General features: G+C 53.9%; 24 protein-coding genes. 9 read left to right on the top strand and 15 right to left on the bottom strand.

All coding sequences use genetic code 11. The annotated features are described in order from the left end of the window. Nucleotides 1-10: 10 nt before the first annotated feature. The 6 genes from pyk to CHH67_RS04475 all read right to left on the bottom strand — a co-directional run bounded on the left by pyk (nt 11) and on the right by CHH67_RS04475 (nt 8,232). The gene (gene pyk, locus CHH67_RS04500) at nt 11-1,435 is read right to left on the bottom strand and encodes a pyruvate kinase (protein ID WP_095263795.1); all 1,425 of its coding nucleotides are present in this window, start codon (nt 1,433-1,435) and stop codon (nt 11-13) included. Between the two features lie 138 nt (nt 1,436-1,573). After that, nucleotides 1,574-2,575, bottom strand: a complete 1,002-nt coding sequence (locus CHH67_RS04495) for an acetyl-CoA carboxylase carboxyltransferase subunit alpha (protein WP_095263794.1) — start codon at nt 2,573-2,575, stop codon at nt 1,574-1,576. Continuing rightward, nucleotides 2,575-3,465 (bottom strand): acetyl-CoA carboxylase, carboxyltransferase subunit beta, encoded by an 891-nt coding sequence (gene accD, locus CHH67_RS04490; RefSeq protein ID WP_095263793.1) that lies wholly within the window; start codon nt 3,463-3,465, stop codon nt 2,575-2,577. The genes CHH67_RS04495 and accD overlap by 1 nt, the downstream gene beginning before the upstream one ends. Before the next feature lie 94 nt (nt 3,466-3,559). Further along, entirely contained in the window at nt 3,560-3,748 is a 189-nt protein-coding gene (locus tag CHH67_RS04485; protein ID WP_095263792.1) for a glutamate decarboxylase, read from the bottom strand. Between the two features lie 154 nt (nt 3,749-3,902). Beyond that, nucleotides 3,903-4,388: a phosphatidylglycerophosphatase A family protein gene (locus CHH67_RS04480; RefSeq protein WP_095263791.1), complete on the bottom strand. Its 486-nt coding sequence runs from the start codon at nt 4,386-4,388 to the stop codon at nt 3,903-3,905. A 160-nt stretch (nt 4,389-4,548) separates the two neighbouring features. Further along, entirely contained in the window at nt 4,549-8,232 is a 3,684-nt protein-coding gene (locus CHH67_RS04475; RefSeq protein ID WP_095263790.1) for a DNA polymerase III subunit alpha, read from the bottom strand. A gap of 191 nt (nt 8,233-8,423) precedes the next feature. On the opposite strand from CHH67_RS04475, the gene CHH67_RS04470 reads away from it, so the two are divergent. The 3 genes from CHH67_RS04470 (at nt 8,424) to CHH67_RS04460 (ending at nt 9,663) form a co-directional block, all read left to right on the top strand. Beyond that, nucleotides 8,424-8,750: a YtrH family sporulation protein gene (locus tag CHH67_RS04470; RefSeq protein ID WP_095263789.1), complete on the top strand. Its 327-nt coding sequence runs from the start codon at nt 8,424-8,426 to the stop codon at nt 8,748-8,750. Nucleotides 8,751-8,753: 3 nt separating this feature from the next. Then, complete coding sequence (locus CHH67_RS04465; protein WP_095263788.1) at nt 8,754-9,251, top strand: sporulation membrane protein YtrI; 498 nt, start codon at nt 8,754-8,756, stop codon at nt 9,249-9,251. 100 nt (nt 9,252-9,351) lie between these two features. Next, the gene (locus CHH67_RS04460) at nt 9,352-9,663 is read left to right on the top strand and encodes a YtpI family protein (RefSeq protein ID WP_095263787.1); all 312 of its coding nucleotides are present in this window, start codon (nt 9,352-9,354) and stop codon (nt 9,661-9,663) included. A 100-nt stretch (nt 9,664-9,763) separates the two neighbouring features. On the opposite strand, the gene CHH67_RS04455 is transcribed toward CHH67_RS04460, so the two are convergent. The 4 genes from CHH67_RS04455 to CHH67_RS04440 all read right to left on the bottom strand — a co-directional run bounded on the left by CHH67_RS04455 (nt 9,764) and on the right by CHH67_RS04440 (nt 13,403). After that, entirely contained in the window at nt 9,764-11,095 is a 1,332-nt protein-coding gene (locus tag CHH67_RS04455; RefSeq protein ID WP_095263786.1) for a DRTGG domain-containing protein, read from the bottom strand. Between the two features lie 200 nt (nt 11,096-11,295). Then, nucleotides 11,296-11,601, bottom strand: a complete 306-nt coding sequence (locus tag CHH67_RS04450) for a hypothetical protein (RefSeq protein ID WP_095263785.1) — start codon at nt 11,599-11,601, stop codon at nt 11,296-11,298. Nucleotides 11,602-11,779: 178 nt separating this feature from the next. Further along, nucleotides 11,780-12,127, bottom strand: a complete 348-nt coding sequence (locus CHH67_RS04445) for a YlbF/YmcA family competence regulator (RefSeq protein ID WP_095263784.1) — start codon at nt 12,125-12,127, stop codon at nt 11,780-11,782. A 100-nt stretch (nt 12,128-12,227) separates the two neighbouring features. Continuing rightward, on the bottom strand, nt 12,228-13,403 hold the full coding sequence (locus CHH67_RS04440) for a DUF445 family protein (protein WP_244908087.1): 1,176 nt from the start codon (nt 13,401-13,403) through the stop codon (nt 12,228-12,230). A gap of 126 nt (nt 13,404-13,529) precedes the next feature. Here CHH67_RS04440 and CHH67_RS04435 point away from each other — a divergent pair, with 126 nt between their 5' ends. Genes CHH67_RS04435 through CHH67_RS04410 form a run of 6 tightly spaced genes read left to right on the top strand, consistent with a single transcriptional unit; the run spans nt 13,530 to nt 20,217 of the window. Further along, complete coding sequence (locus CHH67_RS04435; protein ID WP_095263783.1) at nt 13,530-14,897, top strand: YheC/YheD family endospore coat-associated protein; 1,368 nt, start codon at nt 13,530-13,532, stop codon at nt 14,895-14,897. Between the two features lie 14 nt (nt 14,898-14,911). Continuing rightward, on the top strand, nt 14,912-16,057 hold the full coding sequence (locus CHH67_RS04430; protein WP_095263782.1) for a YheC/YheD family endospore coat-associated protein: 1,146 nt from the start codon (nt 14,912-14,914) through the stop codon (nt 16,055-16,057). Further along, nucleotides 16,054-17,427, top strand: a complete 1,374-nt coding sequence (locus tag CHH67_RS04425; protein WP_095263781.1) for a YheC/YheD family endospore coat-associated protein — start codon at nt 16,054-16,056, stop codon at nt 17,425-17,427. The genes CHH67_RS04430 and CHH67_RS04425 overlap by 4 nt, the downstream gene beginning before the upstream one ends. Further along, a complete protein-coding gene (locus CHH67_RS04420) occupies nt 17,424-18,539 on the top strand; it encodes a YheC/YheD family endospore coat-associated protein (RefSeq protein ID WP_095263780.1) in 1,116 nt (371 codons plus the stop codon). The genes CHH67_RS04425 and CHH67_RS04420 overlap by 4 nt, the downstream gene beginning before the upstream one ends. Before the next feature lie 26 nt (nt 18,540-18,565). Further along, nucleotides 18,566-19,099, top strand: coding sequence for an N-acetyltransferase (locus tag CHH67_RS04415; RefSeq protein WP_095263779.1), 534 nt, complete (start codon nt 18,566-18,568; stop codon nt 19,097-19,099). Beyond that, nucleotides 19,081-20,217, top strand: coding sequence for a YheC/YheD family endospore coat-associated protein (locus CHH67_RS04410; RefSeq protein ID WP_095263778.1), 1,137 nt, complete (start codon nt 19,081-19,083; stop codon nt 20,215-20,217). The genes CHH67_RS04415 and CHH67_RS04410 overlap by 19 nt, the downstream gene beginning before the upstream one ends. A 115-nt stretch (nt 20,218-20,332) precedes the next feature. On the opposite strand, the gene CHH67_RS04405 is transcribed toward CHH67_RS04410, so the two are convergent. From CHH67_RS04405 to CHH67_RS27200, 5 genes are all read right to left on the bottom strand, one after another. After that, complete coding sequence (locus tag CHH67_RS04405; protein ID WP_413773647.1) at nt 20,333-20,989, bottom strand: HAD family hydrolase; 657 nt, start codon at nt 20,987-20,989, stop codon at nt 20,333-20,335. Nucleotides 20,990-21,198: 209 nt separating this feature from the next. Continuing rightward, nucleotides 21,199-21,531, bottom strand: a complete 333-nt coding sequence (locus tag CHH67_RS04400; RefSeq protein ID WP_095263776.1) for an HIT family protein — start codon at nt 21,529-21,531, stop codon at nt 21,199-21,201. A gap of 21 nt (nt 21,532-21,552) precedes the next feature. Beyond that, complete coding sequence (locus CHH67_RS04395) at nt 21,553-21,972, bottom strand: hypothetical protein (RefSeq protein ID WP_095263775.1); 420 nt, start codon at nt 21,970-21,972, stop codon at nt 21,553-21,555. A 527-nt stretch (nt 21,973-22,499) separates the two neighbouring features. Next, nucleotides 22,500-23,174, bottom strand: a complete 675-nt coding sequence (locus CHH67_RS04390) for a hypothetical protein (RefSeq protein WP_095263774.1) — start codon at nt 23,172-23,174, stop codon at nt 22,500-22,502. Beyond that, on the bottom strand, nt 23,171-23,323 hold the full coding sequence (locus tag CHH67_RS27200) for a hypothetical protein (protein WP_369680147.1): 153 nt from the start codon (nt 23,321-23,323) through the stop codon (nt 23,171-23,173). Before CHH67_RS27200 ends, CHH67_RS04390 begins: the two co-directional genes overlap by 4 nt. Nucleotides 23,324-23,580: the final 257 nt, after the last annotated feature.

The following is a 23,580-nucleotide window of genomic DNA, read 5'->3' as shown; positions in this document are numbered from 1 at the left end:
TGCGGTTCTATTATTGTGCAGGAACCTGTTCAACCTTCAGCAGGTTCGTCGAGCCGGAACGACCGAGCGGAACGCCAGCCGTGATAACAACCAGGTCGCCTTCCTTCACAAGACCGGATTTGATGCCGCCTTTAAGGGCATATTCGAACATTTCGTCCGTGGAAGTAGCGGTTTCGCCTTTGACCGGGGTTACGCCCCAAGTCAGGGCAAGACGTCTCAGCGTTCTCTCCTGCGTAGTTACAGCGATAATTGGTGCTTGAGGACGATATTTGGACACCATCCGTGCCGTGTGGCCGGACTCTGTGGACGAAATAATCGCTTTGGCATTAAGATCCAGCGCCGAGATGGCCACCGATTGGCTGATCGCCTCGGTTACGCTCGTTTCCTGAGCAATGCGCTGCTTCAGGAACATCTCACGATAGCTCAGTGCGGACTCCGCTTTTTCAGCGATACGGGACATGGTGAGCACCGATTCCACCGGATATTTACCAGCAGCCGTTTCGCCAGACAGCATGATCGCATCGGTTCCGTCGAAGATAGCGTTGGCCACGTCACTCGCTTCAGCGCGTGTAGGACGCGGGTTGCGCTGCATGGAATCCAGCATTTGTGTAGCTGTAATGACAGGCTTGCCGGCGAGGTTACATTTCTCGATCATGCGCTTTTGTACAAGCGGCACTTCTTCTGCAGGAATCTCAACGCCCAGGTCCCCGCGGGCAACCATCAGGCCGTCGGACACCTCAAGAATCTCATCGAGATTGTCCACGCCTTCCTGATTTTCAATTTTGGAAATGATTTGGATATGCTCTGCGTTGTGCTTTTTCAGCAGCTCGCGAATTTCAAGCACGTCGCTTGCTTTACGAACGAAGGAAGCCGCGATAAAATCGATGCCCTGCTCGATCCCGAAAATGATATCGTTGGCGTCCTTGTCGGTAATGCCCGGAAGCGAGATGGACACGCCAGGAACGTTCACGCCTTTTTTGCTCTTAATGGTTCCGCCGTTAACAATGCGGCATCTGATTTCCGTGCCTTGAACCTCCACTACGGTTAAACCGATCAGACCGTCATCGATCAGAATCGTAGATCCAACTTGAACATCATTTGGCAGATCCTTGTACGTGATGGAAAGCCGGTTTTTGTCTCCGAGAATTTCTTCGGTTGTCAAGGTTACATACTCGTCCTGCACAAGCTCAATCGGCTCTACCGCAAGCTTGCCGGTACGAATTTCCGGTCCCTTCGTGTCAAGCAGGATTGCTACCGTTTTGTTCAATTCTTCGCAAGCCTTGCGGATCGTTTTGATCCGGTTGCCATGCTCCTCGAAGTCACCGTGGGAGAAGTTCAGACGAGCCACGTTCATGCCAGCCATAATGAGCTTCTTGGTGTTTTCCAACGATTCACTGGAAGGACCGATGGTACATACAATTTTCGTTTTGCGCATTTGGGTTTCCTCCGTTTTTTTCAAGGGTCTCTATATCTCTTTTTCCAACAACTAAATTTACTACAAAATGACTCGTTTGTATAGGAACTTTGTCATATCATCCGAATATCTTCATCTTTATGCTGAATAAAAAAGCAGCTACAGCACGGCATCCTGCTCGTCCTGCTGCTCGATCGGCTCGCTTGCCGCCACCTCAAATTCGCCGATCTTGCGGAATTTGCGGTACCGGTCTTCCTTCAGCTCGCAGGCATCCATGCCCGACAGCTCGGACAAATGGCGCAGAAGCGCACTGCGAATGGACTCGGCCGTTTCTTCATAATTCTTATGGGCTCCGCCTTTGGGCTCCGGAATAATCTCCTCGATCACTTCCATCTTCAACAGATCCTGTGCGGTAATTTTCATCGCTTCCGCAGCCTGGTCTGCCTTTGAGGCGTCCTTCCACAGAATCGATGCAGCCCCGTTCGGGGAAATGACCGAGTAGATCGCATGCTCCAGCATCAGCACACGGTTGCCTACTGCCATCGCAAGAGCACCGCCGCTTCCACCTTCGCCGATGACCACACAAACAACAGGCACCCCGAGCGATGACATTTCCCGCAGATTGCGGGCGATCGCCTCGGACTGACCTCTCTCTTCAGCTGTATTGCCAGGGTATGCGCCCTTCGTATCAATAAACGTAATGATCGGGCGACGGAATTTGTCCGCCTGCTGCATCAGGCGAAGCGCTTTGCGGAATCCTTCGGGATGCGCGCTTCCGAAGAAGCGGGCAATGTTATCCTTCGTATCCTTGCCCCGCTGCTGGCCAAGCACAGTCACGGGCACACCGTTCAGCTTGGCAAGCCCGCCGACAACCGCCAGGTCATCCCCGTACAGACGGTCTCCATGCAGCTCGATAAAATCGGTAAAGATCAGTTGAATCAAATCCAGCGACGTCGGCCGCTGCTGATGACGGGCCAAATGCATCTTCTGCGAAGGCGAAATGTTGGAGTAAATCTCCTCTTCCAACCGCTTGTAACGTTCTTCAAGACGGGCGATTTCATCCGTGAAATCGATCCCTTTCTCCTGACCGAACTGTTCCAGCTCTTCGATCTTCTTGCGCATCTCTGCCAGAGGCATTTCAAAAGGCAGTTCGCCTGACATCAAAATCCCCCTTTCACGGCATGCATATCCAGCAATTTACCGAGCGTGGAACGCATGTCTTTTCGATGAACAACCATGTCAAGCTGACCATGCGCAAGGTTGAACTCCGCCGTCTGGAAATCATCCGGCAGCTTCTGGCGAATGGTCTGTTCAATCACGATCCGGCCGGCAAAGCCGAATACTGCGCCCGGCTCGGCGATGTTGATGTCGCCAAGCGTCGCAAAGCTCGCCGATACACCGCCGGTGGTCGGATCGGTAATAACCGAAATATAAAGCCCGCCCAGTTCATTGAATCTGGCCAGGGCGGCGCTGGTTTTGGCCATCTGCATCAGACTGAGGATGCTCTCCTGCATCCGGGCTCCGCCCGATGTGGAGAAAATAATAAGCGGCAAGCGCTTTTCCGTTGCCGTTTCAATGGCGCGTGTTATTTTCTCACCGACAACCGACCCCATGCTGCCCGTGAAGAAATCAAAGCTCATCACCGCAACGACGACAGGCTGTCCAAGAATCGAGCCTTGTCCGGTAATGACCGCTTCCCGAAGTCCCGATTTCATCTTCTGCTGCTCCAGCTTGACGGCATAGCCAGGGAACTGGAGAGGGTCCACGGAGATCATATCGGCGTCAAACTCCTCGAAGCCTGTCTCATCCAGCGTCATTTGAATCCGTTCCAAAGCGTTCAAACGCATATGATGGCCGCATTCCTGACATACCTTCAGATTTTTTTCAAGTTCCTTGCTGTATTGAATTGTGCCGCATTTGACACATTTGTTCATCAAACCTTCTGGTATTTCGCGCTTTGGGCGTTCGCCTTCCTGCTGCCCTGCCGTCCCCAGTCGTTCTGATGGGATGGTTGCGTATTTCCTTTTTTTCTGAAACAGATCTTTAAACACAACTACACCTCTTCAGCCGTAGATTTGAATGGCCGCCCGCGCTAGCGATTCGCTGACCCGAATTGTTGCTTCGCTATGTAACCCTTTCAAAAAACTAGGGGTGCAATATCGAATTTAATACTTCCTGTACTTCCTCAAGCTCACCGGAGGGTACCAAAATCTCAAACTGCTGTTTGGAAAGATTCACAGGACGGCTCTTAACCAAAAAACCTTCTTCCGTCAGTCTGGTTTTAATCATTTCCGCCATCTTAGCCGTCGGCGCAATATAGATAACCGTCCACATGCCTTTCAGATCCCCCTAATCTCGCTTTCACAGGCATATCCTGAGCCGATATAATGGATAATGATAACATACTTCAGTTTTTAGCTCAACAAAGAGAGAAGGGGGCTGAAGGGCTCTTCTTCTTCCAACGGAACGGGATAAGACCGTTCTCTCGTTAATCCGTATACTTCACAGCATCCGGGTTGCGGTGGGCGATTCTTGACGATGCGGCGGCTGCGATGCCTGCGATCAGATCGTCCAGAAACACATGAATGCCGTCCTTTCTGGAGTTCAATATTTCGATTACGCCAATTTTTTCCTTGTCCAAATATCCGAAGCTGGTCAGCCCGATCATGCCGTAGATGCTTGTCACCCCGAGAGCCATCGTTTCATCTACGCCATACAGCGGCTCATCCTGCTCCATAATCGACTGCAGGGGCTCGGGCAACAGCTTCTTCTCCGCCAGTTCATCAAGAGCAATCCCGGTATACAGCGTATACTGAACCTCTCTTTTTCCCAGAACGGCCCGCACGCTCTCTTCGCATTGCGCCATCGTCAATGCCGGGTGGTACCGCTGCTGCAGTGTAAACACGATGTCGGCGATCGAACTGACTGTCACTCCCCGGCGACGCAGCATTTGTTCTGCCATCTCTGCTGACATTCCTTAAATCCCCCTCAACACACTTGGGCAAGCAGGACAGCGCCCGGGTCTGCCGGACGTTCTGGGCCGCTCGGCCAAGTTATCCGTAGTGTCCTAATTGTATGCGTGAGGGGGACAAAACGTTCATCCCAATTTTAGATCAGATGACCGCTAGGCTGATTCATCGCACCTTGACGGTATCGGCGCCGAACATGCGCTCGATATGGCCGAACAGCTCCGGCGAAGGCTTGATGCGGTACGCCTCGCTTAAAGCTAACACCTTCTGGCTTCGCTCATAGAAGAGCACGGTCGCGACAGGACCCGGATGCTCCTGGAGCAGACGCTTCAGCTGTGTCAGCAGCTCGGGCTTTTCCGCATCCGCCGTGATCTTGACGAACACGCGCTGCTCCGTCCGCGCCCGGCCCGCCGCTCCAGCGGCGCTGCCCTCTGCCGCGCGCGGCGCGGCGCTGCCCGGCGCAGGCCCCGGCCCCGCTCCTGCCGCCGCCGCACGCTCCGGCCCGGCGGCGCGCTCCGCCGGGAGCACCCGGGCCGCCGACGCCGCGGCAGCCCCGCTGCCTGCGGCCGGCGGCTTCGCCGCAGCGCCGGTGCGGCGAGTCTTGCCGCGGCGGGCCAGCTGCTGCAGCGACTCGGGGCTCAGCTGCGCCACTTCCTCGGCCAGCAGCTTGAAGCCCTCGTCCTGGTGCTGAAGCTTGGCCCGAATGGCAAGCAGCGCCCCCTTCTCGATCAGGTGCGCGCTTCGCTTCCACACCTCCGGGAACAGCACCACTTCGCTGCGCTCGATCTGGTCTTCGCACTGCATGAAGGCCATCGCTTTGCCTTGCTTGGTCGTAATCGTTTTGAGGGAAACGACCATGGCGGCTACCGTCACAAGCGACTCGTCCTCCCCTTCATGGAGATCCATCAGCCGGTCCGCACCCGTCTGCTCGAGGACTTCCTCATAGCCGTCCAGCGGATGGCCCGACAAATACATGCCGAGCAGCTCGCGTTCGAACTCCAGCTGCTGCCCGGCAGAGTACGGCGGAATATCAGGATATTCGATCTCCCAATTCGGCGTCTCCACAAAGTCAAACAGCTGAATCTGCAGATCATCCCGCTCCTTCTTCCACTTCAGAGCGGCCTCCACCGTTTCATCGAGCATCGCCACAAGCTGCGCGCGATGTCCCGGCAGCGTGTCAAAGGCTCCAGCCTGAATAAGCGATTCAATGACCCGCTTATTGCATACCCGCAGGTCGACCCGGCGGCAGAAATCGACAAGACTCTCATACGGCTTGTCCTTCCGGGTCTCCACAATCGTCTCGACCGCCTGCGTGCCGACGTTCTTGATCGCCGCCAGACCGAAACGGATACCAGCGGGGCGGCCAGCACCCTCCGCCTCCGAACGTTCAAGCGATACCGGGGTGAAATAAGCCCCGCTCTCATTGACATCCGGCGGCATCACGTCAATGTTCATCCGCCGCGCCTCAACGACATATTCCGCCACCTTTCGGTGGCTGCCCATGACGGCGGTCAGCATCGATGCCATGAACGGCACCGGATAATGCGCCTTCAGATATGCGGTCTGAAAGGCCAGCACGCCGTATGCAGCCGCGTGCGCGCGCGGGAACCCGTAATCGGCGAAGCGCACAATCATATCATAGACGCGGTTCGCTTCCTCTTCGGTATATCCCAGTCCAGCGCTTCCGGACACAAAATGGCTGCGCTCGCGGTCCAGCACCTCCCGCTTCTTCTTGGAAACTGCCCGGCGCAGCAAATCCGCTTCGCCCAGCGAAAATCCGGCCATCTTCGAAGCGATCTGCATAATCTGCTCCTGGTAGACGATGATGCCGTACGTATCGGCCAGAATCGGAATCAGATCCTCATGTGGATATTCCGGCTCAATCAGGCCATGCTTCGCCTGAATGAACTTCGGAATGAACTCCATCGGACCCGGCCGGTACAGGGCGTTCACGGAGACGATATCCTCGAAGGAGGACGGCTTCAGCTCCTTCAGCACCCGCCGCATGCCCGGGGATTCCAGCTGAAATACGCCCGTCGTCTCTCCGCGTCCCAGCATTTCATAGGTGCGGCTGTCGTCATCCGGCACCGTGCCGAAATCGGGAGCCGCTCCTGTCAGCTCGGCGATCCATCGCATCGTTCGTTCGATAATCGACAATGTCCGCAGGCCGAGAAAATCCATCTTGAGCAGCCCGATGGCCTCAAGATGCTCCATCGAGTACTGCGTCAGCGCGGTCGTCTCGCTGCCTTCCTGCAGCGGCACCGCATCAGTCAGCGGATCGCGCGATATGACAACGCCGGCCGCATGCGTCGAAGCATGGCGAGGCATGCCTTCCACCTTCATCGCCATGTCGATTAACTCGCGAATCCGCCGGTTCGTGTCATACTGCTCCTTCAGCTGCGGACTCTCCTCAAGCGCCCTGGCGATGCTGATCCCGAGATGTCCGGGAATCAGCTTCGCCGTCTTGTCAACGTCGCCAAACGGCACGTTCAGCGCCCGGCCCACATCCCGGACGGCGGCCCGGGCAGCCATCGTGCCAAACGTAATGATTTGGGCGACATGCTCCCTGCCGTATTTCTGGACGACATAGTCAATCACCTCGTCCCGGCGCTCGTCGCTGAAGTCAATATCGATATCCGGCATGGTCACCCGCTCCGGATTCAGGAAGCGCTCGAAGAGCAGCCGGTATTTCATCGGGTCCACATTCGTAATGCGCAAGGTGTAAGCAACCAGGCTGCCCGCCGACGAGCCCCGGCCCGGACCGACGGCAATATGATGCCGGTGCGCATAGGCGATGAAATCCCATACGATCAGGAAATAGTCGCTGAAACCCATGCTGTCGATAACGCCCAGCTCGTACGCAAGCCGCTGCTCAAGCTCACTGCGCAGCTCCTCGGACGCCCAGCGCTCACTGCCCTCATAGCGCTCCTTCAGCCCCGCATAACACAGCTCGCGGAGATAGTCGGATGCGCTCTTTCCTTCAGGCAGCGGCCGGTATTCGGGCAAAATCGACTGCCCGAACTTAAGCTCCACGTTGCACTGCTCCGCGATCAGAAGCGTGTTCTCCATCGCTTCCGGGACATGGGGAAACAGGCGGCCCATCTCCTCCGCGCTCTTCAGATACAGCTGATTGGTCGTCATCTGCAGCCGGTCCTCGTCCTGCACCGTTTTGCCGGTTCCGATACAGATGAGCATGTCCTGGACCTCCGCATCGGCAGCGGTCAGGTAATGAACATCGTTGGTTGCCACGAGAGCAATGCCCGTCTCGCGGGCAAGCGCGATCAGCTGCGGATTGACCCGCTTCTGCTCCGGCATCCCGTGATCCTGAAGCTCCAGATAGAAATCGGAGCCGAAGATCGCCTGGTAACGAAGCGCAGCCGCCTTCGCCTCCGCTTCCCGGCCATGCAGCAGGTGCTGCGGCACCTCCCCGCCAAGGCAGGCGCTCAGGCATACAATCCCCTCGCTGTGAGCCGCCAACGCCTCCATATCGATTCGCGGCTTGTAATGAAAGCCCTCCAGATGGCCGATCGAGATCAGCTTCATCAGGTTGCGATAACCGGTATTGTTCTTCGCCAGCAGAATCAAATGATAGATCGGCTGATCCTTGCGGCTTCCCCGCTCCTTGCGCGATCCGGCCGTTATATAGGCCTCGCAGCCGATGATCGGCTTGATGCCATGTTCAAGACATGCTTTATAAAACGGAACGGCGCCGTACATGACCCCGTGGTCGGTCAGGGCAAGCGACTTCATCCCAAGCGCTGCCGCTTCACGCACCAGGTCGCCAATACGCGCCGCCCCATCGAGCAAGCTGTATTCGCTATGCACATGCAAATGCACGAAAGAGCTCATCCTTAACGCCTTCCTTTCGCGATGAAATAACTCACGTTATACGTCCCTCGACGTGTATTCGTACATTCTAAAAATCAACTTCTATCATTTTATCATAATCCGGCAGGACCCGCCCATAGAATGAAGACAAGGATGCTAATCGGACAGGCGGTTGGCACCCTCTGTAAGGGAGCAGAAAGGAGACGACGTCCATGAGCGCATTTTTGTCAAAAGCGATTCTCGACTTTTTCATAGCCTTCGGCATCGTGCTTGGCGGCGCCATGATCGGAGGAGTCGGTGCCGTATTATCCATGCAGCCCCCGACCACAACGATGCTGGAAATTGCCGATCGCATCAAAATTTGGGCGCTGGCAGCAGCGATCGGCGGCACGATCGATCCGATGCGCGTCATCGAAAGCAACATGCTGGGCGGCAACATATCTCCGGCGGTCAAGCAGATCCTGTATCTCGGCTTTGCATTTCTAGGCGCACATATGGGCAGCGAGCTGGTCAAATGGGTGTGCTCGGGCAGGAACTAGGTCATGAGAGTGCCGCCTTTTGAACGTTTCCGCCCCTTCTATCAGGCCACCTCCATCTTCCTGCTCGGCATGATCGTCGGCAGCGTCTTCTATAACTCGCTCTATCATGCCAGCTACAATAAGCTGTGGCACACCAATCATGAGCAGCAGGTGGAGATCCAGCAGCTGAAGGATGATATTACCTCCTTGAAGAAATACAGCACGCAGACGACTGTCATTCGCGAAATCAAAATCCGGGCCGAGGACAATGGAAAAGCCCCTCTGGATGCGCTGATCGAGAGGGAGATCATCAAATTGATGGGGGAGGATCTGGCCCCGCTTCGCGGCCGCAACGTGTTTGACATCGATACCGACAGCAGGCTGACCCGCTCCCTGCTGGACGACAAAATATACACCGTAAGGGAGAAGGATTACCGCATCCGGATCAGGACGATGCTGGTTATGGAGGGCGTGCTGCAGATCTGGATCACCATCAGCCAGATGGATGCAAACGCGGGCTGAGCATGATACAATACCAGTATCTTCAATAGACCGATACGGACCTTGCTTCCCGGCGCTTCGCCGTCAGGAGCAGGTGCTTGGATGACAAAGGAGCTTACTCATGCTAGCAATCATTCGATACGCTTTATTTATTATACTCGTTCTATCCTGCATCTCGGCTGCCCTGTACAGCATCCGGGCCCGCCGCATGCCGGATCCTGCGGACCGCGGCATCAACCTTGCCATGATGAACATCTGCATGGGCATCATGCTCGCATCCCTGTCGCTCGTCTGCATGTTTCTGTTCAGCGGTTCAACGCTAGCTGTCATTGTGGAAGCCGCCTTTCTGGTGCTGGGCGCCTTCAACCTGTTTGCCGGCTTGCGCAGCCGGGATTACTATAAGAAACTCAAGAACTCTCCATCCTCCAGTTAGCAACAAGCATGACAAGGACAAGGGCTTCCCGCCGCGGTCAATCGCCACCGCCGGGAAGCCCTTTAATGAATGTGCGCAAGAAGAGGCTGTTCCCTGCGCATTATCCGTGATCAATCGCCTGCATCGTCATGACTGACTTGGCCACCAGGCTCGACTGATGCTGAATTTCAATCTCCATCTTGCATGTCCGCCGGCTCAGCTCAAGCAGCTTCGGCAGCACGACAATGGAATCCTCGATCTGTACCGGGCGAATGAAATAGGTGGACAGATTGTCCATTACATAATCCCAGCCGCTCATTTCCTTCGCGGCTTTAAATGCGGCCTGACTCATCACCGTGGTGAGCACACCCTGGGAGATGGTGCCCAGTTCCGTAGCCATCTGGGGCGTAATAAACCCGTGAAAGAACAGCCGTCCCTCATCATCGCGGTCCTCGGCCATTCCGTTCCAGATCAGCTGGTCAAACGTCTCCCCAAGCTGCGGCTGATTCCGGGCATCCCGCAGGGCGGTCAACACCTCTTTGCGGGTTACGGTCGCAATGAGCTTCCGGTTGCGGTCAACGATCGGAAGAAAGTCGATGCCTTCCCACATCATCGTCTGTGCCGCCGAAGCGAGCGACGTCTTCATCCCGGCCGTCACCGGATTGCGGGTCATCGCCTTCTCAATCAACTGCGAATCGGCCAGCCCGTCCACATCCCGGATTCCGACTATGCCGATAACGCGGTTCCACTCATCGGTGACCGGGAAGCGCTGTTCACCGGTTTCCGCGGCAATTTGCTTGAAATCGCGGACCGTCACCGAGTTTTTCACATAATTCCGCGGCTTGTCGAGAGCGATATCCTCCACCAGCATAATTTTCTTCTTAATGAGACGGTCAAAAATGGCGCGGTTGATCATGGAGGCTACGGTGAACGTATCATGCCTGGAGGAGATGATCGGCAGATTCAGCTGATCTGCCAGCTGCTTGACCTCACGGCTGGTGCCGAAGCCGCCGGTAATCAGCACGCCGGCCCCCGTCTCCAGCGCAAGCGAATGCGCATCCTCCCGGTTGCCGACAATCAACAGGTCGCCCGGGTCGATATACCGGATCATCGCCTCGACCTTCATTGCACCGATGACGTATTTATGCAGCGTTTTGTTCAAGCCCTCCGCCCCGCCGAGAACATGGCCCTCTACAATTTCGACAACATCGGCAAATGTAAGCTGCTCGGATATATTTCTCGGTTTGCGCTCAACCCGCACGGTTCCGATCCGTTCCTTCGTTACGACAATCCCGAGACTCTCCGCTTCCTTGACCGCCCGGTATGCGGTCCCCTCGCTCACCCCCATCTCCCTTGCGAGACGGCGGACCGATATTTTGCTGCCTACCTTCAAACTTTCGATATGCTGTACGAGCTGCTCGTGCTTCGTAATCGTATCATCACGTACGTCCAACTGTTACACCCCCGGCACTCAAACTGTACTATACTGTATTCATTTATTATAACACGTTTTGTCAGGAGGCATACTGTGGGGTTTGTCCCATATGCCGATAACAGCAAGCCGTCGCCAGCATAGCAAAGCAAAAAGCCTCCCCTGAAAGACCGCCCGCCTATCATCGGCTTGCTGTCGTTCAGAGGAGGCCGCCCTTTCCCTTACCCCTGCATGCCCTGGCCGCCCGCTTCTTTGCCCTGATGATCATCCGGCCATTTCAGCTGCCACTGGCGCATCTTCTCCTTGCGAATCGCCTCCAGCTGCTTCTCCTTCGCTTCATCGACACCGATTAAAATGTACATGTGCGACGCAATGACCAGCAGCGCAAATCCGGCCCATACCGCTCCGAACATCGACACCCAGGAGAATCCATCTGCAAATGAAATGCTTGGCAACGCATAGATCAGCATGCCGAGCGCAATCAGCAAATACAGCGTATGCTTGAGTTTGTTCTTCTTCCTTTTCATCGTTATGCAGCTCCTCTACTCTTTTGAAATCTATATTTCTACTCTATGAGCGAGGTTGGCATTTTATGAGACAAGTTTTCGCCTCAGCTGATGAAATTGAGTCCACCCTCGGCCATGCCAAAAAAAGCGAACCGCCGGAAACCCTCCGTCGGTTCGCTTTCATACATGGATGAACGGATTACAGACCGCTTGGACCGTACAGATCCTGCAGGCTGTCCGAGATGATTTTGTTCACATCTTCGATGATGACACTGAGGCGGCGCTCAGCATCAAACAGGCGGCGGATATTCAGGTTCAGACTGAGCAGCTCGAATTGCTTCTCTACCGTTTCCATCTCTTCCTGGGAAGGCATGTCCCCTGACATCATTCTTTGCTGAATCTCCATCTGCTTGCGGCGGAAGTCCTCCAGCATGCGCTTGCTGTCCGGATCGACATCCACCAGCTTCATCGCAGCCTGGATCTCTTGAACTTCCTCGCTTTCCTTCATCGCCTTCGCCAGATCGTGAGCCTTATCGTAAATGTTCATATTCGTATCCTCCTATCGGCAGATGCTGCCGTTATTCATTCGTATCTGTGCTGTTCATGTCTGTTCTGCTATTGATCACGCTCGCCTGTCTTCGCCCTGCCTATCTCCACATCAAGGTCATGAAGGACTGGAACAGACCGATGACGGCGCCAAGCCCGACGCCAAGCCATGTAATCGCCCGGAACTCCCGGCCGGATACACTGAGAATGACTTCCTCGAGCCGTTCCACAGGGAATTTCTCCACCTGCTCCCGCACAAGCTGCGGAAGGTTGACCGCCTTCATGGCGACCGGAACGCCGCGTTCCAGCATCGCCAGTCCTTTCTCGAGGAATCCGGGAAGCACGGACATCAGCCATGGCATTCTCGGGCCCAATATTTCCTTCAGCTGCAGCGCCTCCAGCCGCTCGATCCAGTCCATCCACGGAATCGCCTCCTCAAGCTTGCCGATAAGCAGCTCCGGCCCCGATTCCCCGGACATCGCCTCAAGCAGAGAACCGATCGGCATCTCGCCGTATTCCTCCAACTTGCCTGCTACGATCCCTTTGACGGTCTCTCTGACCTTCTCGCTTGACAGCTGACCGACAAGCATCGGCGTCAGCTTCGTGACCAGCTTATCCTCATCCACAAAGATGGCCGCCATTGCCCCAAGGAAGCCCCCGGCCCGGTCCACCATCGTCACCGCCATATTACGCAGAAGCCGCTGTCCTTCGGCAGACAGGAGCGTATCACTCAGCTCCTTCAGCACCGTATCCGCGGCAGCGCCGCTCCATTTATCGATCGTGGTCTCCGACCATCCCGGCACCAGCACCTTCAGCGGCTTGTTCTCCAGCTCGTACTCGCGCCAGATCGCATGGACACCGCCAGCGGTCAGCCGCCTCGCCGATTCCTGGGCCAGCTGCTTCAGGCGATCCCATTGCTCCGGTCCCCAGAGCGAATGCGCGAGCTGGCCAACGGTCTGCTCAGACTCGCTCCATTCCTTCAGCTTCTGGACGGCGGTGTCCTCTATTTTGTTCCGGAATGCCGGCTTGCGGATTAATTCCTGAATGCCTTCGCTTGTCACAAGATAGTCGGAAACTACATTGCCGAGCGATACGGCAATCTCCTGCTTCCGTTTCGGGATAAGCCCCGGTGTAAAGGGCAGGCGTCGGCCAAAAAGCACGATCTTCTCCCGCGGATGAAACAGCATTTTTATCGCTAAATGGTTCGTGACACCGCCGACAAACGCAGCGACGACCATATTGACCAAAACAAAGAGCCAGTCTGGCAATTTCAGCACCTCCTTTTTCACCAGCGGTACAATCACCAAGGGATATATGTCCTCATATGATGCATTACATGCAATGATCAGATGAAGTCCAATCTGTTCACCAGACATCCAGTTGTAGTCGGAAGGAGATCCATGATGTCCAAATCCAAGATCACGGTTCAGCTTATGAGCTCAGCCCTTCTCCCGAATGACAATATCAAGCTGGGCGACCGACTCATCAAGCAGTTGCGTATTCCTACAGACCGGTCGATATGGCTAGCTTACGGGTCCTTCAAGCAGGAGGTGCGCGTCTACTCGGGAGGAAAAACGGCCACGCTTCGACTTCACCCTTCTTTATTCAGCAGATCCGGACTTCTTCCTCGCACCGTATTAAACGTCAAGTACAACGCATTAGAGGGGACGCTGAGGCTCGGTCCGCTCATCGGCGTGATGGTCAGCCGCTACGATTCCCGTGATCACGGCAAACCGTTCGGATCGATCTCATCGTTCTGCTTGGAAATGGTCAAGGCCTGCAAAACCCAGGGTGCATATGTATACTTCTTTACCCCTGACATGATAGGTTCTAACCTGTCATCGCTTGAAGCGGTTCACTATGACGCAGGATGGAAAAAAGCGACCTTTCCGGCTCCCGACGTCATCAATAACCGGCTGTTTACGCGCAAGCTGGAGAACAGTCCTAGCGTACAGCATTTTATGAAAGAAGTAAAATCTCGGTTTGGAACTCATGTGTTCAACGAAAAATTCCTGGACAAATCGGAAGTGTTTGAGGCGCTTGGCTCCAATGAAAAGCTTCAGCCGTATTTGCCGGAATCCTATTTGCTGAGGAACTTCAATACGCTCAAGGCGATGTGCAGGACCCATTCCACGGTGTTCCTCAAGCCGGTGCGCGGAAGCCTCGGCACAGGCATCATCCGGATTACCCGCCAGGGAGACGGCACTTACCAGACGATGACCACCTCGCTTGCAGGTACCAAGAAGAAGACATACCCATCGCTTTTGAAGCTGTTCAGCACCATTTCCTTGAAAATGAGAAAAACCAGGTACCAGATTCAGCAGGGACTCGATTTGATTCGCATCCAGGGCCGGAATGTCGACTTTCGCGCACTCGTCCACAAGAACAAGAGTGGTGACTGGTCGGTGACTTCCATCGTGGCCCGGATCGCGGGCGACAATCACTTTGTATCGAATCTGGCACGAGGAGGCAGCCTGTCGACGGTGAAGGATGCGCTTGCCTCAAGCGGAGTTCCGCTGACGGCCAGACAGACCGCGCTTCCCCGGATGAAGCAGGCGGCGCTTGAAATCGCAAGCGGGCTGGAGAAAGCAATCCCGCTGCATTTCGGTGAGCTGGGCATCGATTTGGCCGTGGACACGACGGGGCATATCTGGCTGCTGGAGGTCAATTCCAAGCCGTCCAAAAGCGAGAATGCTCCCCTTAATTCAGCCAAGATCAGACCTTCGGCGGTACGGCTGGTTCAATACTGCCGCTATCTGTCCGGCTTTTGAAGAAGGAGGTCCTTATGTCCTCTACGACAATAGGTTCACTCGGTGTCATGGTATGCCGAAGATCGGGCTTTCCTCCCTTTGCCGAGAAACATTATCTCCAGGAATTAAGCGAGGTCGGCGAGAGGCTCGGTGTTTCGGTATTTGTGTTTTGCCCTGAGGAAGCGCCGCGCTACGCGGTTTCTCTTCCTTCCGAAAATCCCTCGGCCCACATTCGCGGTTATCGGTATGCATCCGGTCAAGGGTGGATATCCTGCAGTTTTCCCATACCGGGTGTCATCTATGATCGCTGTCTGTACAGAAGCGCCCGGGAAAGCGCTGCGGTGGCCGCCTTTTTGGGGGGACTGCCGAAAGCCGGATGGAGGTTATGGTCCCGGGGGCTTCCCGGCAAGCTCAGTGTTTACAACACGCTAAGCCGCTCTCCCGACGTCATCGATTTTCTTCCCCCTACCCTCAGCTACACCGGTTCGAAATCACTTTCCCGGGCGCTTGCCACCTTTCACGGGGAAGTGTTCATGAAGCCGAGCGGGGGATCACAAGGGCGACGTACATTATATATCTCGCTTCGGGATCAAGGAAGCGTCCGTCTGCAGGGGAGAGACCGGAGCAATGACATCTTCAGCCGGCTCATCGCTCTTCCAGAGCTGCCGGAATGGGTGAGCCGCTTTACCGCAAAACGGAGATTTCTGATGCAGCCGTTTCTGCACCTATATTCGCGAAGCGGAAATCCTTTTGACGTCCGGACACTCGTTCAGAAGAACGCCAAAGGATTATGGTCCTTAACCGGCGTCGCGGTTCGCGAAGGCGCGGGGCTGGGGCTAACCTCAAACCTTCACGGGGGCGGGACCGCCTTGTTAGCCCAGCCCTATCTTGCAGCGGAGTTCGGAGCCGAGACGGCTGCCTCCGTACTGGCCACGATTCGCCGGTTATCCCGGCTCGTGCCTCCCCTGCTTGAGAGCAGCTTCGGTCGGCTGGGCGAGCTAGGCATCGACTTTGGCATCGACAGAGAAGGAAAGGTGTGGCTCCTTGAAGTCAACTCCAAGCCTGGCCGAGAAGCATTCAAGCAGACAGGAGAGCAGCCTGCGGCAACAAAGGCCATCGAAAATCCGCTGCATTACACGCGTTATTTATTGCTTCGACAACTTAGGAGGGTAAATACATGAGTTTGAATTACGGTAATATTCATTTCTCTCAGCAGCCCGAAAAAGTCGTCCTTGTGTCCGGTTCGCTAATGAGAAGCCTGGGTCTTTCCGGCAAAAAAAACGTCCTGCTTCGGATCGGCACGAGCGCGGTTACGGCAGCTGTGAAGCCCATAGAACGATCGGGGAAGCAGCTTTATCTCAGCAGCGGGGTGCGCAATGCCGTCCATGTCCCAAGACCAGGTCCTGCTTACATCTATTCACCAAGGGAAGGCGAGATTCGGCTTGGGCCTGTCGTCGGTGTACTGTCCGACGGCCCTCGCAATCCGGCCACCCCCTTCGGTTCCCGCACAGGGTATATACGCCAGTTGCTTCGGGACGGCAATAAACGAATGTTCGTCTATGCCTTCGCGCCCCGGGACATCAACTGGCAGAGAGAGACGGTCCATGGCTTCCTGCTCAGTTCAAATGGCGGCTTCGTCCGCAGAACGGTCCCGCTGCCCGATGTCATTTATAACCGTCTGCCCAGCCGGAAAACCGACTTCTCTCCATTCACTAACCAGCTGAGACAACGGTTCACGAAGCGCAACATTCCATTTTTCAATTGGGCCTTCTTTAACAAGTCCGATATTTTCAATCGTTTGGAGGGAGACGTTCAAGCAAGCCGCTTCTTGCCGGAAACGTATTCGAACCCGAGCCCCGAGCGAATCAAGGATATGCTCGATCGTCACAGCTTCGTATATTACAAACCTTCGGCTGGAAGCCTCGGACTCGGCATATACCGGCTGACCTATCATCCCAAGAAAGGGTATTTCGCCCGCTATCACGGCAATGGCGGCAACACGCTGCTCAAATTCCCGAGCTTCAACAGCCTGATGCGAATGCTGCAGGCCAGACACGGCTCGAAGCTCCACAACTATGTCATCCAGCAGGGCATCCGCCTGATCGAAATTGACGGCTGCCCGATCGATTTCCGCTTCCATATGCATAAGAACGGCAGAAACCGCTGGAGTGTCGTGGGCATCGGTGCCAAAAAAGCCGGACGGGGCAGCGTCACAACCCACATCAAGAACGGAGGTTCCTTGCTGACGCCAGAGAGCGCTCTTTCCCGGGCTTTCGGCGCAAGAGCCAAGGATGTGCTGGAACGTGCCAAAGAGGCGGCCATCATCCTCTCTGAGTCGATTGAGAATCATCACACTCACCTGCTTGGGGAAATCGGATTTGATATCGGCATCGATCAGAACGAAAAAATCTGGATGTTTGAGGCCAACTCCAAACCGGGGCGTTCCATCTTCCATCACCCATCTCTGAGAGGCGAAGGCAAGGCATCCGTAGAGCACATCTTTGATCACAGCTTGTATCTGAGCGGCTTCAGCAGGGGGAATGACACGTGAACAGACGATACGAGAGCGATAGAAGAGCTGTAGTAGCGATCCTGACCATGCATGATCCCGACTATATGTTTCGGGGCAATCGGCAAAATTTCCAGGAGATCCTTAAAGCCGGAAAGGACATGGGCTATCAGGTCTATGTCGTTACGGCGCGGGATTTGAAGCTGAAACAGGACACCGTGAAAGGCTACTATGTCGGAAGCAATCACAAGTGGGAGCAGAGGCAGTATCCTCTGCCCCAAATCATATATAATCGGATTCCAAGCCGTGAGGACGAAGCCATCCCCTGGGTCCGCCAAAAAATAAACCAATGCCTCAAGCATCCCGATATGATGATTTACAACCCGTTCTTTTTCAACAAACGCGAATTGTTCAAGTGGCTGAGCAAGTCACGATATACGAAAAAATGGGCACCGCCTACCCGAAAGCTGCGAGGAATCGCAACGCTGCAGCAAATGATAAAACGCATGCCTTATTTGTACCTAAAGCCGGAAAACGGCAAAGCAGGCCGCGGCATCATGAGGGTGAAATATCAGAAGAACAAGTCGCTGCCTTACCGGATTCAAATTCAGAGCGACAAAAACAGCACGACGTATAAAGCCGCCACCTTGAACCGGTTATGGAACCGTGTCAACAAGGAAACCCAGGGCAAATCCTATCTCGTGCAGCAGGGCATCGAGCTGGTCTCCGTCCACGGTCGCGCCTTCGATCTCCGCATTCTGGTGCAGAAGACGGAGACCGGCCAATGGGCGGTAACCGGTATCGGTGCGCGCATGGCTGGAGCCAAGAGCATCACGACGCATGTGCCGCGCGGCGGCTCGATCGAGGACCCGGAGAAGCTGCTGCCGATTGTATTCGGCCCGGAACGAACAGCCGTTATTCTGAACGAGGTGGAGAAAGCCGCCGTATCCATTGCCAGACAGATTGAGAAGGGCTCTGGTTACATGCTTGGCGAAATGTCGATGGATCTTGGCGTCGACGCGGATGGCGCACTCTGGTTCTTCGAGGCCAACTCCCGGCCTATGAAATTTGATGAACCGGCCATTCGCAAAAAATCGCTGGAGCGGATCTTCCAGTACTGTGGCTATTTGTTGGATAACAAATTAATGGTTTGAATCTGTACTCATAAAGGAGGGTTACTATGGAAATCGCACGTCTCCATCTGCATGATCCAGCCGATTGGCCTCATCTACGCCGGGAGTGCCTCGAATTTTTCAGCCGATGCGGGGGCAGGCGCTTGAAGGCCGGGCCTATCGGGCATCTGGCTTCCCTGAGCTATGAAGCGCTCCATCAGCCAGGCACCTCCATTGTGGCAGCCACCGTTCGCGGGGAGCTTGGCAGCATGCCGGTCGGGATCAGCTATGCCGCAGATTATGGAAAGGAGGCCTGCATGACCGCGGTACACCCTCTTTACCGCAACCGCCGGATCGGGTCCTCCTTGCTGCGCCTGCAGATCAGCGAGCTCGGCCAGCTGCATTGCACTGTCGCGACCGGCCATACGGCCGCGTTAAAAATGTGCTTTCTTGCCGGCATGCATGCCGAAGGCCTCGAAATGGACGCTGCCGGCAGGCCGGTACTGAATTTGAAAGGGGTAGACATCCGGCCTGCGGCTGTAAAAGGGGCCAGCCCCGACTCTAATCAAGAAGGTGAACTTCTATGTCTCAGCCTGTTCTAGGCATCCTAACGCTCTACTTAAATGATCGCAAGGTTCTGGAAGAAAGGCATATCTATGAGCGGATGATTACGGAGGGCCGGAAGCTCGGCCTGGACGTCTATGTGTTCACCCCCGCCGATGTTCATGCGCGAAATGGCATGATCCATGCACTCCATTACAGTCCGGAGCAGCGGAAATGGTTCAGAAGGTGGCGCTCCTTTCCGAACATCATCTTCGACCGGTGCCGCATCCAGAAAAGCGCGCGTTTCCGTCAGCTCGTCAGCTTCCGCTCACGCTACAGAAAGCTGCTGTTTCTGAACAGGCCGCTGCGCAATAAATGGACGATTCATAAAGTGCTTCATGACAGGAGAGAGTTTCGCCAGCATCTGCCGGAAACCCAGCTCATTCACAGCCTTCAGGACGTGCAGCGGATGCTTGCCAGACACCAGACGGTCTATCTGAAGCCGATCAACGGCACCGGAGGCCGCGGCATTCTGCGCGTAAGCAAACGGCAGCTGCTGCCCGGCATCTATGAAATTCAAGGCCGAAACCAAAGCCGGAGCATCATCAAGCCGAGACGAGTCACCCTCTCGCAGATCGGAGGGTATCTCTCCAGTTGGAACATGCGGGGCAACTATGTTGTGCAAGAGGGGATTCAAATCGAGCTGCCGACCGGCCGGGTTCATGATTACCGGATGCTGGTTCAGAAGAACGGCTTTGGCGAGTGGGAGGTGACCGGATGTGTCGGACGCATGGGGCCGATGCACAGCGTGACCTCCAATCTGCATGGCGGAGGCCGGGCCATCCCGATGGACCGGCTGCTGGATAAGTGGATTCCCGAGGTGCAGAAGCGGGAGGAGGTCATGCAGGAGGCTTACCGTCTAGGCGTGGAGATTCCCCGTTTCCTGGAATCGCAATACGAGGCGCTGTGCGAGCTTGCGCTTGATCTTGCCATTGACAGAAACGGCCGCATTCTTCTGCTTGAGGTGAATCCCAAGCCGTCCCGAGAAGTCTTCTCCCAGATTGGAGATCACGTCTCCTACCGGAAGTCCATCGTCAGGCCGCTTGAGTATGCCCTGTGGCTGTACAAACAAAAAAAGGAATCCCGGCTCGATTCCACAGACAGCGCGGCCCTATAGTTCTTGTAAACAGGTCATGAAAGCCGGCTTCTGAACATATCAACGAAACAGGGGAAGCTCTTGCCGGACTTGTGGCCGGAGAGTTCCCCTGTTCATGCTCGATATTTAAAGCGGATTACGCTTCCTTCGCCTGATCATAAAGGGTGAGCAGCTGTTCGAATGCGTCGATGATCACATCAGACCCCTTCAGCTCCTCCGTGCCACCGAACCCTGCATAACGGCAGCCGATGACCGTCTGCCCATTCCCTTTGCCTGCCTCGACGTCCGAAGAGCGATCGCCCACCATCCAGGCGGTCTTCACGCCGTGCGTGTCCAGCAGCAGCCGGACCAGATCCACCTTCGTGGCTGTCCCATGCTCCCCGGCGCTGTACACCCCTTCGAACAGCGGCATGATGCCGCGGGCTTCCGCAATCCCTTTGACGTATTGCTCCAGACCGTTGCTTGCCACAAACAGCCTCACTCCCCGGCGATGAAGCTCTTCCAGCGTCTCCTTCACCTTCGGGTACAGGACGGCCTCTTCGTTCTCAAGACCTTCAAGCTCCAGCTGCAGCAGCAGTTCATTCGCCCGCGCGTGAGCCTCAGGCGTTCCGTCAGGAATGACCTTCTTCCAAATGTCAGGCAGCAGCATCCCCAGGCAGCTCAGGACGAGCTCCTCGTCCGGCGTTTCCCCTTCGTAATGCCCTTCCTCCCGCAAAATATCAAACAGCTTGTTATGAGCAGGCAGCAGCAGTGTTTCCGTTTGAAACAACGTCCCATCCATATCAAAAATCATAGCTTCCGGTTTGACAAGTCTCACAGTATTATCCAATTCGGTCCTTCCCTTCCTCCCATTTGATCATCATCTTCTGTAATATCTCTTCTCATCATAATGGAACGGGAACCCCCCTGCAAACCTTCTGCTTCTTTTTTAACACTTAATTAACACACGGGATCAGGCTCCATGACGACAAGGCGGTTAGGCTCCCGCGCCCTCGTATGGGCCTACCTCTTTAGCGGCTCGCCAAACACCACATGGAAATGCAGATGCTTCGAATCCTGATAATTGCCGAGATTGGTATTCACTCTGGCAGCGCCGTGCTCGGCAACGACCTGATTGGCCACCTGCTTGATGATGTCCATCATCTCGATCAGCAGGGGATTGTCCGCTTCCTCCAACGTGACAAGAGATGCAATATGTCTCTTCGGTATGACCACAATATGCACCGGGTAATAGGGACGGGTATGATGAAAAGCAAGCACCCTTTCCGTTTCGAACACCTTCTGTACAGCCGTTCGCCCGTTTAACACTTCGTCGCAATAAAAATCATCCGTCATCTTCGCTCCTCCAGTACCCGATTATTTTTTCACAAAACTAGTAAAAAAAGAATGTCCGAAAATAATGCTAGAAACCATAGTAATATCATGATGCTCCAGAATATATTCATATAGAGACTCGTAAAAGTCAAACACGCCAAAATGGGCCAACAGAGGACTTATCGTCACGAGGAGCGACGGCAGGGCCAGAAGCAGCAGCTTGGATTTGTTCAGACCAATTCTTCCCCCGCGCGAACGCTTGAGCCCGCTTAGACCGAGCACGACGCCGATACCTCCGAAACACAGAATCAGAACTGCAGTTTCATAGTACAAGTTGTGCTCGAATCTGGTTCGAGCCTCGGCCCTGTACTCAGTCAACATGTCCGATCCGATCGCAAACAGAACGATTATCAGCACCAGATATACGAAATGCAGAAATATATTTTTTTGAGCTTTATTCATAACGCAGAGGCCTCTCTTTCTATAAAAAGATTGTCCTTACTTTATCATCAAAAGGATAATTAATCCAGATCGATGGCCAGCGTTGATCAGCCGGCTGTCCGCACGTCAAAAAGCCAGGCCGGGAACAAACGCTCCCTTCACCTGGCGGTCATGCCGTATCCTCGATAACACATGGGCACGTTATGTGTTCCATGTCTCATGGTTCATTCCTATCAACTTGATTCACTACTTTGCTGTCCATCACCAGACTGCTGTTTCTCGCAGATCAGGTAGACGCCCTCCTGCTGGCCGAGTTTTCCTATATAATCGGTAAGATGATTTCAAAACAATTTCCAGCCCGATCTATTTACAAAATATTGATTTTAATTTAAAAAACTGTAAGTCAACGAAGATTAAAAAATACAGGTCAGTCACGGTGGTATCTGACCATAACGACCTGTTCAACATAACGCTATTAAGGTATATTATTGTAGCTTTTATGTGTTCATCTCAATTCATGACAACTTCCTACAGGTCCCCCCCGTAACCTAACTCTCCCACTGTATCCCGATTTCTTCAAACGAAGTACTACTTTCACTCAATCCCTCATGATCATCCGTTCCAATCATTTTAATTTCTCTTTTAGTTAGTATGATCTTTGCTTCTGGTTTTTTAATTTTTCTAGTATATATGGACTCTAACAGATCGACTTGTACATTGGTCATCTCATAATAATCTCGCCAAGACTCAACCGCAGAGTCATATTCCATTAGCTGTCTCTCTAAAAGATAACCACCATTTTGAATCAATCTTACGATATTATCATTAGAAAAAATTCTGTCGTCATCAGCCCAAAATGCTGTTGTAATGTAAGGTCTTGACATACCATCGTCTCCTTCCTCGAGAAGATACTCTAAAGTCTCATTTTTTGATAACTCAAGGACTTCTGGTGGTGCGCCTTTATAAAAGTCAATAGCTGAAGAAAATTCTGTACGGGTGACGTTATCATTACGAAACGCCCCAACACAATATTTATCTTTAAATGTAATTGTTCCTCTTCCTCCTGAACCATCAACTACGCTATAGTTTATTCCGTCCCATGAATGTTCATATGATAACTCAGGATAGTGAGCAACCATAATTCCATGTGCAATTGATGCAAGTATGCAACCGTTCCACAGACTCTTTTTATTCAAACCATCATTCAAAATAATTGGTTTCATTTCTTCCTCCTTGTCGGCTTAGAAGGTGGCTTATTTTTATTTGGTTCATTTGAGTCAGAAGGTAATTTATTTGACTTATCTCTATTTTCCTTACGAGTAAGCACTTGAGCATTACTATAACTGTTAGTTCCACCTTTATCTTTAGGAATGATGTGATCAATTTGCCACTCATTTGGATCTGGTGTAACGCCTTTTTGCTCTTTTGTGGCTTAGTAGCGACTTTACCTGACGAATCAGATTTAACTAGCCCACCATTTTTCTTCATGTTCTCTTCTATTATCTTTTTCTTTTGAGCCGCAGTAAAGTCCTTTCCAGGTCCTACAAACTTTGAATCTTGAATATGCGAATATGGACCATTTCCAGTTTGGGTATTACTTTTCTTTTCAGGAGTATGTTTTTGAGGTTT

The organism is Paenibacillus campinasensis, assembly GCF_002272015.1.
Classification (GTDB): Bacteria; Bacillota; Bacilli; order Paenibacillales; family Paenibacillaceae; genus Paenibacillus_AQ; species Paenibacillus_AQ campinasensis.
This window is presented reverse-complemented; position numbering and strand designations above follow the sequence as displayed.

Bases quoted from the DNA above. Each gene is read 5' to 3' on its own strand.
- CHH67_RS04470 (WP_095263789.1), top strand. From the start codon at position 8,424: ATGAGCGCATTTTTGTCAAAAGCGATTCTCGACTTTTTCATAGCCTTC.
- CHH67_RS04495 (WP_095263794.1), bottom strand. From the start codon at position 2,575: ATGTCAGGCGAACTGCCTTTTGAAATGCCTCTGGCAGAGATGCGCAAG.
- CHH67_RS04480 (WP_095263791.1), bottom strand. From the start codon at position 4,388: ATGTCAGCAGAGATGGCAGAACAAATGCTGCGTCGCCGGGGAGTGACA.
- CHH67_RS04475 (WP_095263790.1), bottom strand. From the start codon at position 8,232: ATGAGCTCTTTCGTGCATTTGCATGTGCATAGCGAATACAGCTTGCTC.
- pyk (WP_095263795.1), bottom strand. From the start codon at position 1,435: ATGCGCAAAACGAAAATTGTATGTACCATCGGTCCTTCCAGTGAATCG.
- CHH67_RS04405 (WP_413773647.1), bottom strand. From the start codon at position 20,989: ATGATTTTTGATATGGATGGGACGTTGTTTCAAACGGAAACACTGCTG.
- CHH67_RS04410 (WP_095263778.1), top strand. From the start codon at position 19,081: ATGTCTCAGCCTGTTCTAGGCATCCTAACGCTCTACTTAAATGATCGC.
- CHH67_RS04465 (WP_095263788.1), top strand. From the start codon at position 8,754: ATGAGAGTGCCGCCTTTTGAACGTTTCCGCCCCTTCTATCAGGCCACC.
- CHH67_RS04485 (WP_095263792.1), bottom strand. From the start codon at position 3,748: ATGTGGACGGTTATCTATATTGCGCCGACGGCTAAGATGGCGGAAATG.
- CHH67_RS04430 (WP_095263782.1), top strand. From the start codon at position 14,912: ATGTCCTCTACGACAATAGGTTCACTCGGTGTCATGGTATGCCGAAGA.
- CHH67_RS04450 (WP_095263785.1), bottom strand. From the start codon at position 11,601: ATGAAAAGGAAGAAGAACAAACTCAAGCATACGCTGTATTTGCTGATT.
- CHH67_RS04445 (WP_095263784.1), bottom strand. From the start codon at position 12,127: ATGAACATTTACGATAAGGCTCACGATCTGGCGAAGGCGATGAAGGAA.
- CHH67_RS04400 (WP_095263776.1), bottom strand. From the start codon at position 21,531: ATGACGGATGATTTTTATTGCGACGAAGTGTTAAACGGGCGAACGGCT.
- CHH67_RS04460 (WP_095263787.1), top strand. From the start codon at position 9,352: ATGCTAGCAATCATTCGATACGCTTTATTTATTATACTCGTTCTATCC.
- CHH67_RS04435 (WP_095263783.1), top strand. From the start codon at position 13,530: ATGTCCAAATCCAAGATCACGGTTCAGCTTATGAGCTCAGCCCTTCTC.
- CHH67_RS04390 (WP_095263774.1), bottom strand. From the start codon at position 23,174: ATGAAACCAATTATTTTGAATGATGGTTTGAATAAAAAGAGTCTGTGG.
- CHH67_RS04415 (WP_095263779.1), top strand. From the start codon at position 18,566: ATGGAAATCGCACGTCTCCATCTGCATGATCCAGCCGATTGGCCTCAT.
- CHH67_RS04425 (WP_095263781.1), top strand. From the start codon at position 16,054: ATGAGTTTGAATTACGGTAATATTCATTTCTCTCAGCAGCCCGAAAAA.
- CHH67_RS04395 (WP_095263775.1), bottom strand. From the start codon at position 21,972: ATGAATAAAGCTCAAAAAAATATATTTCTGCATTTCGTATATCTGGTG.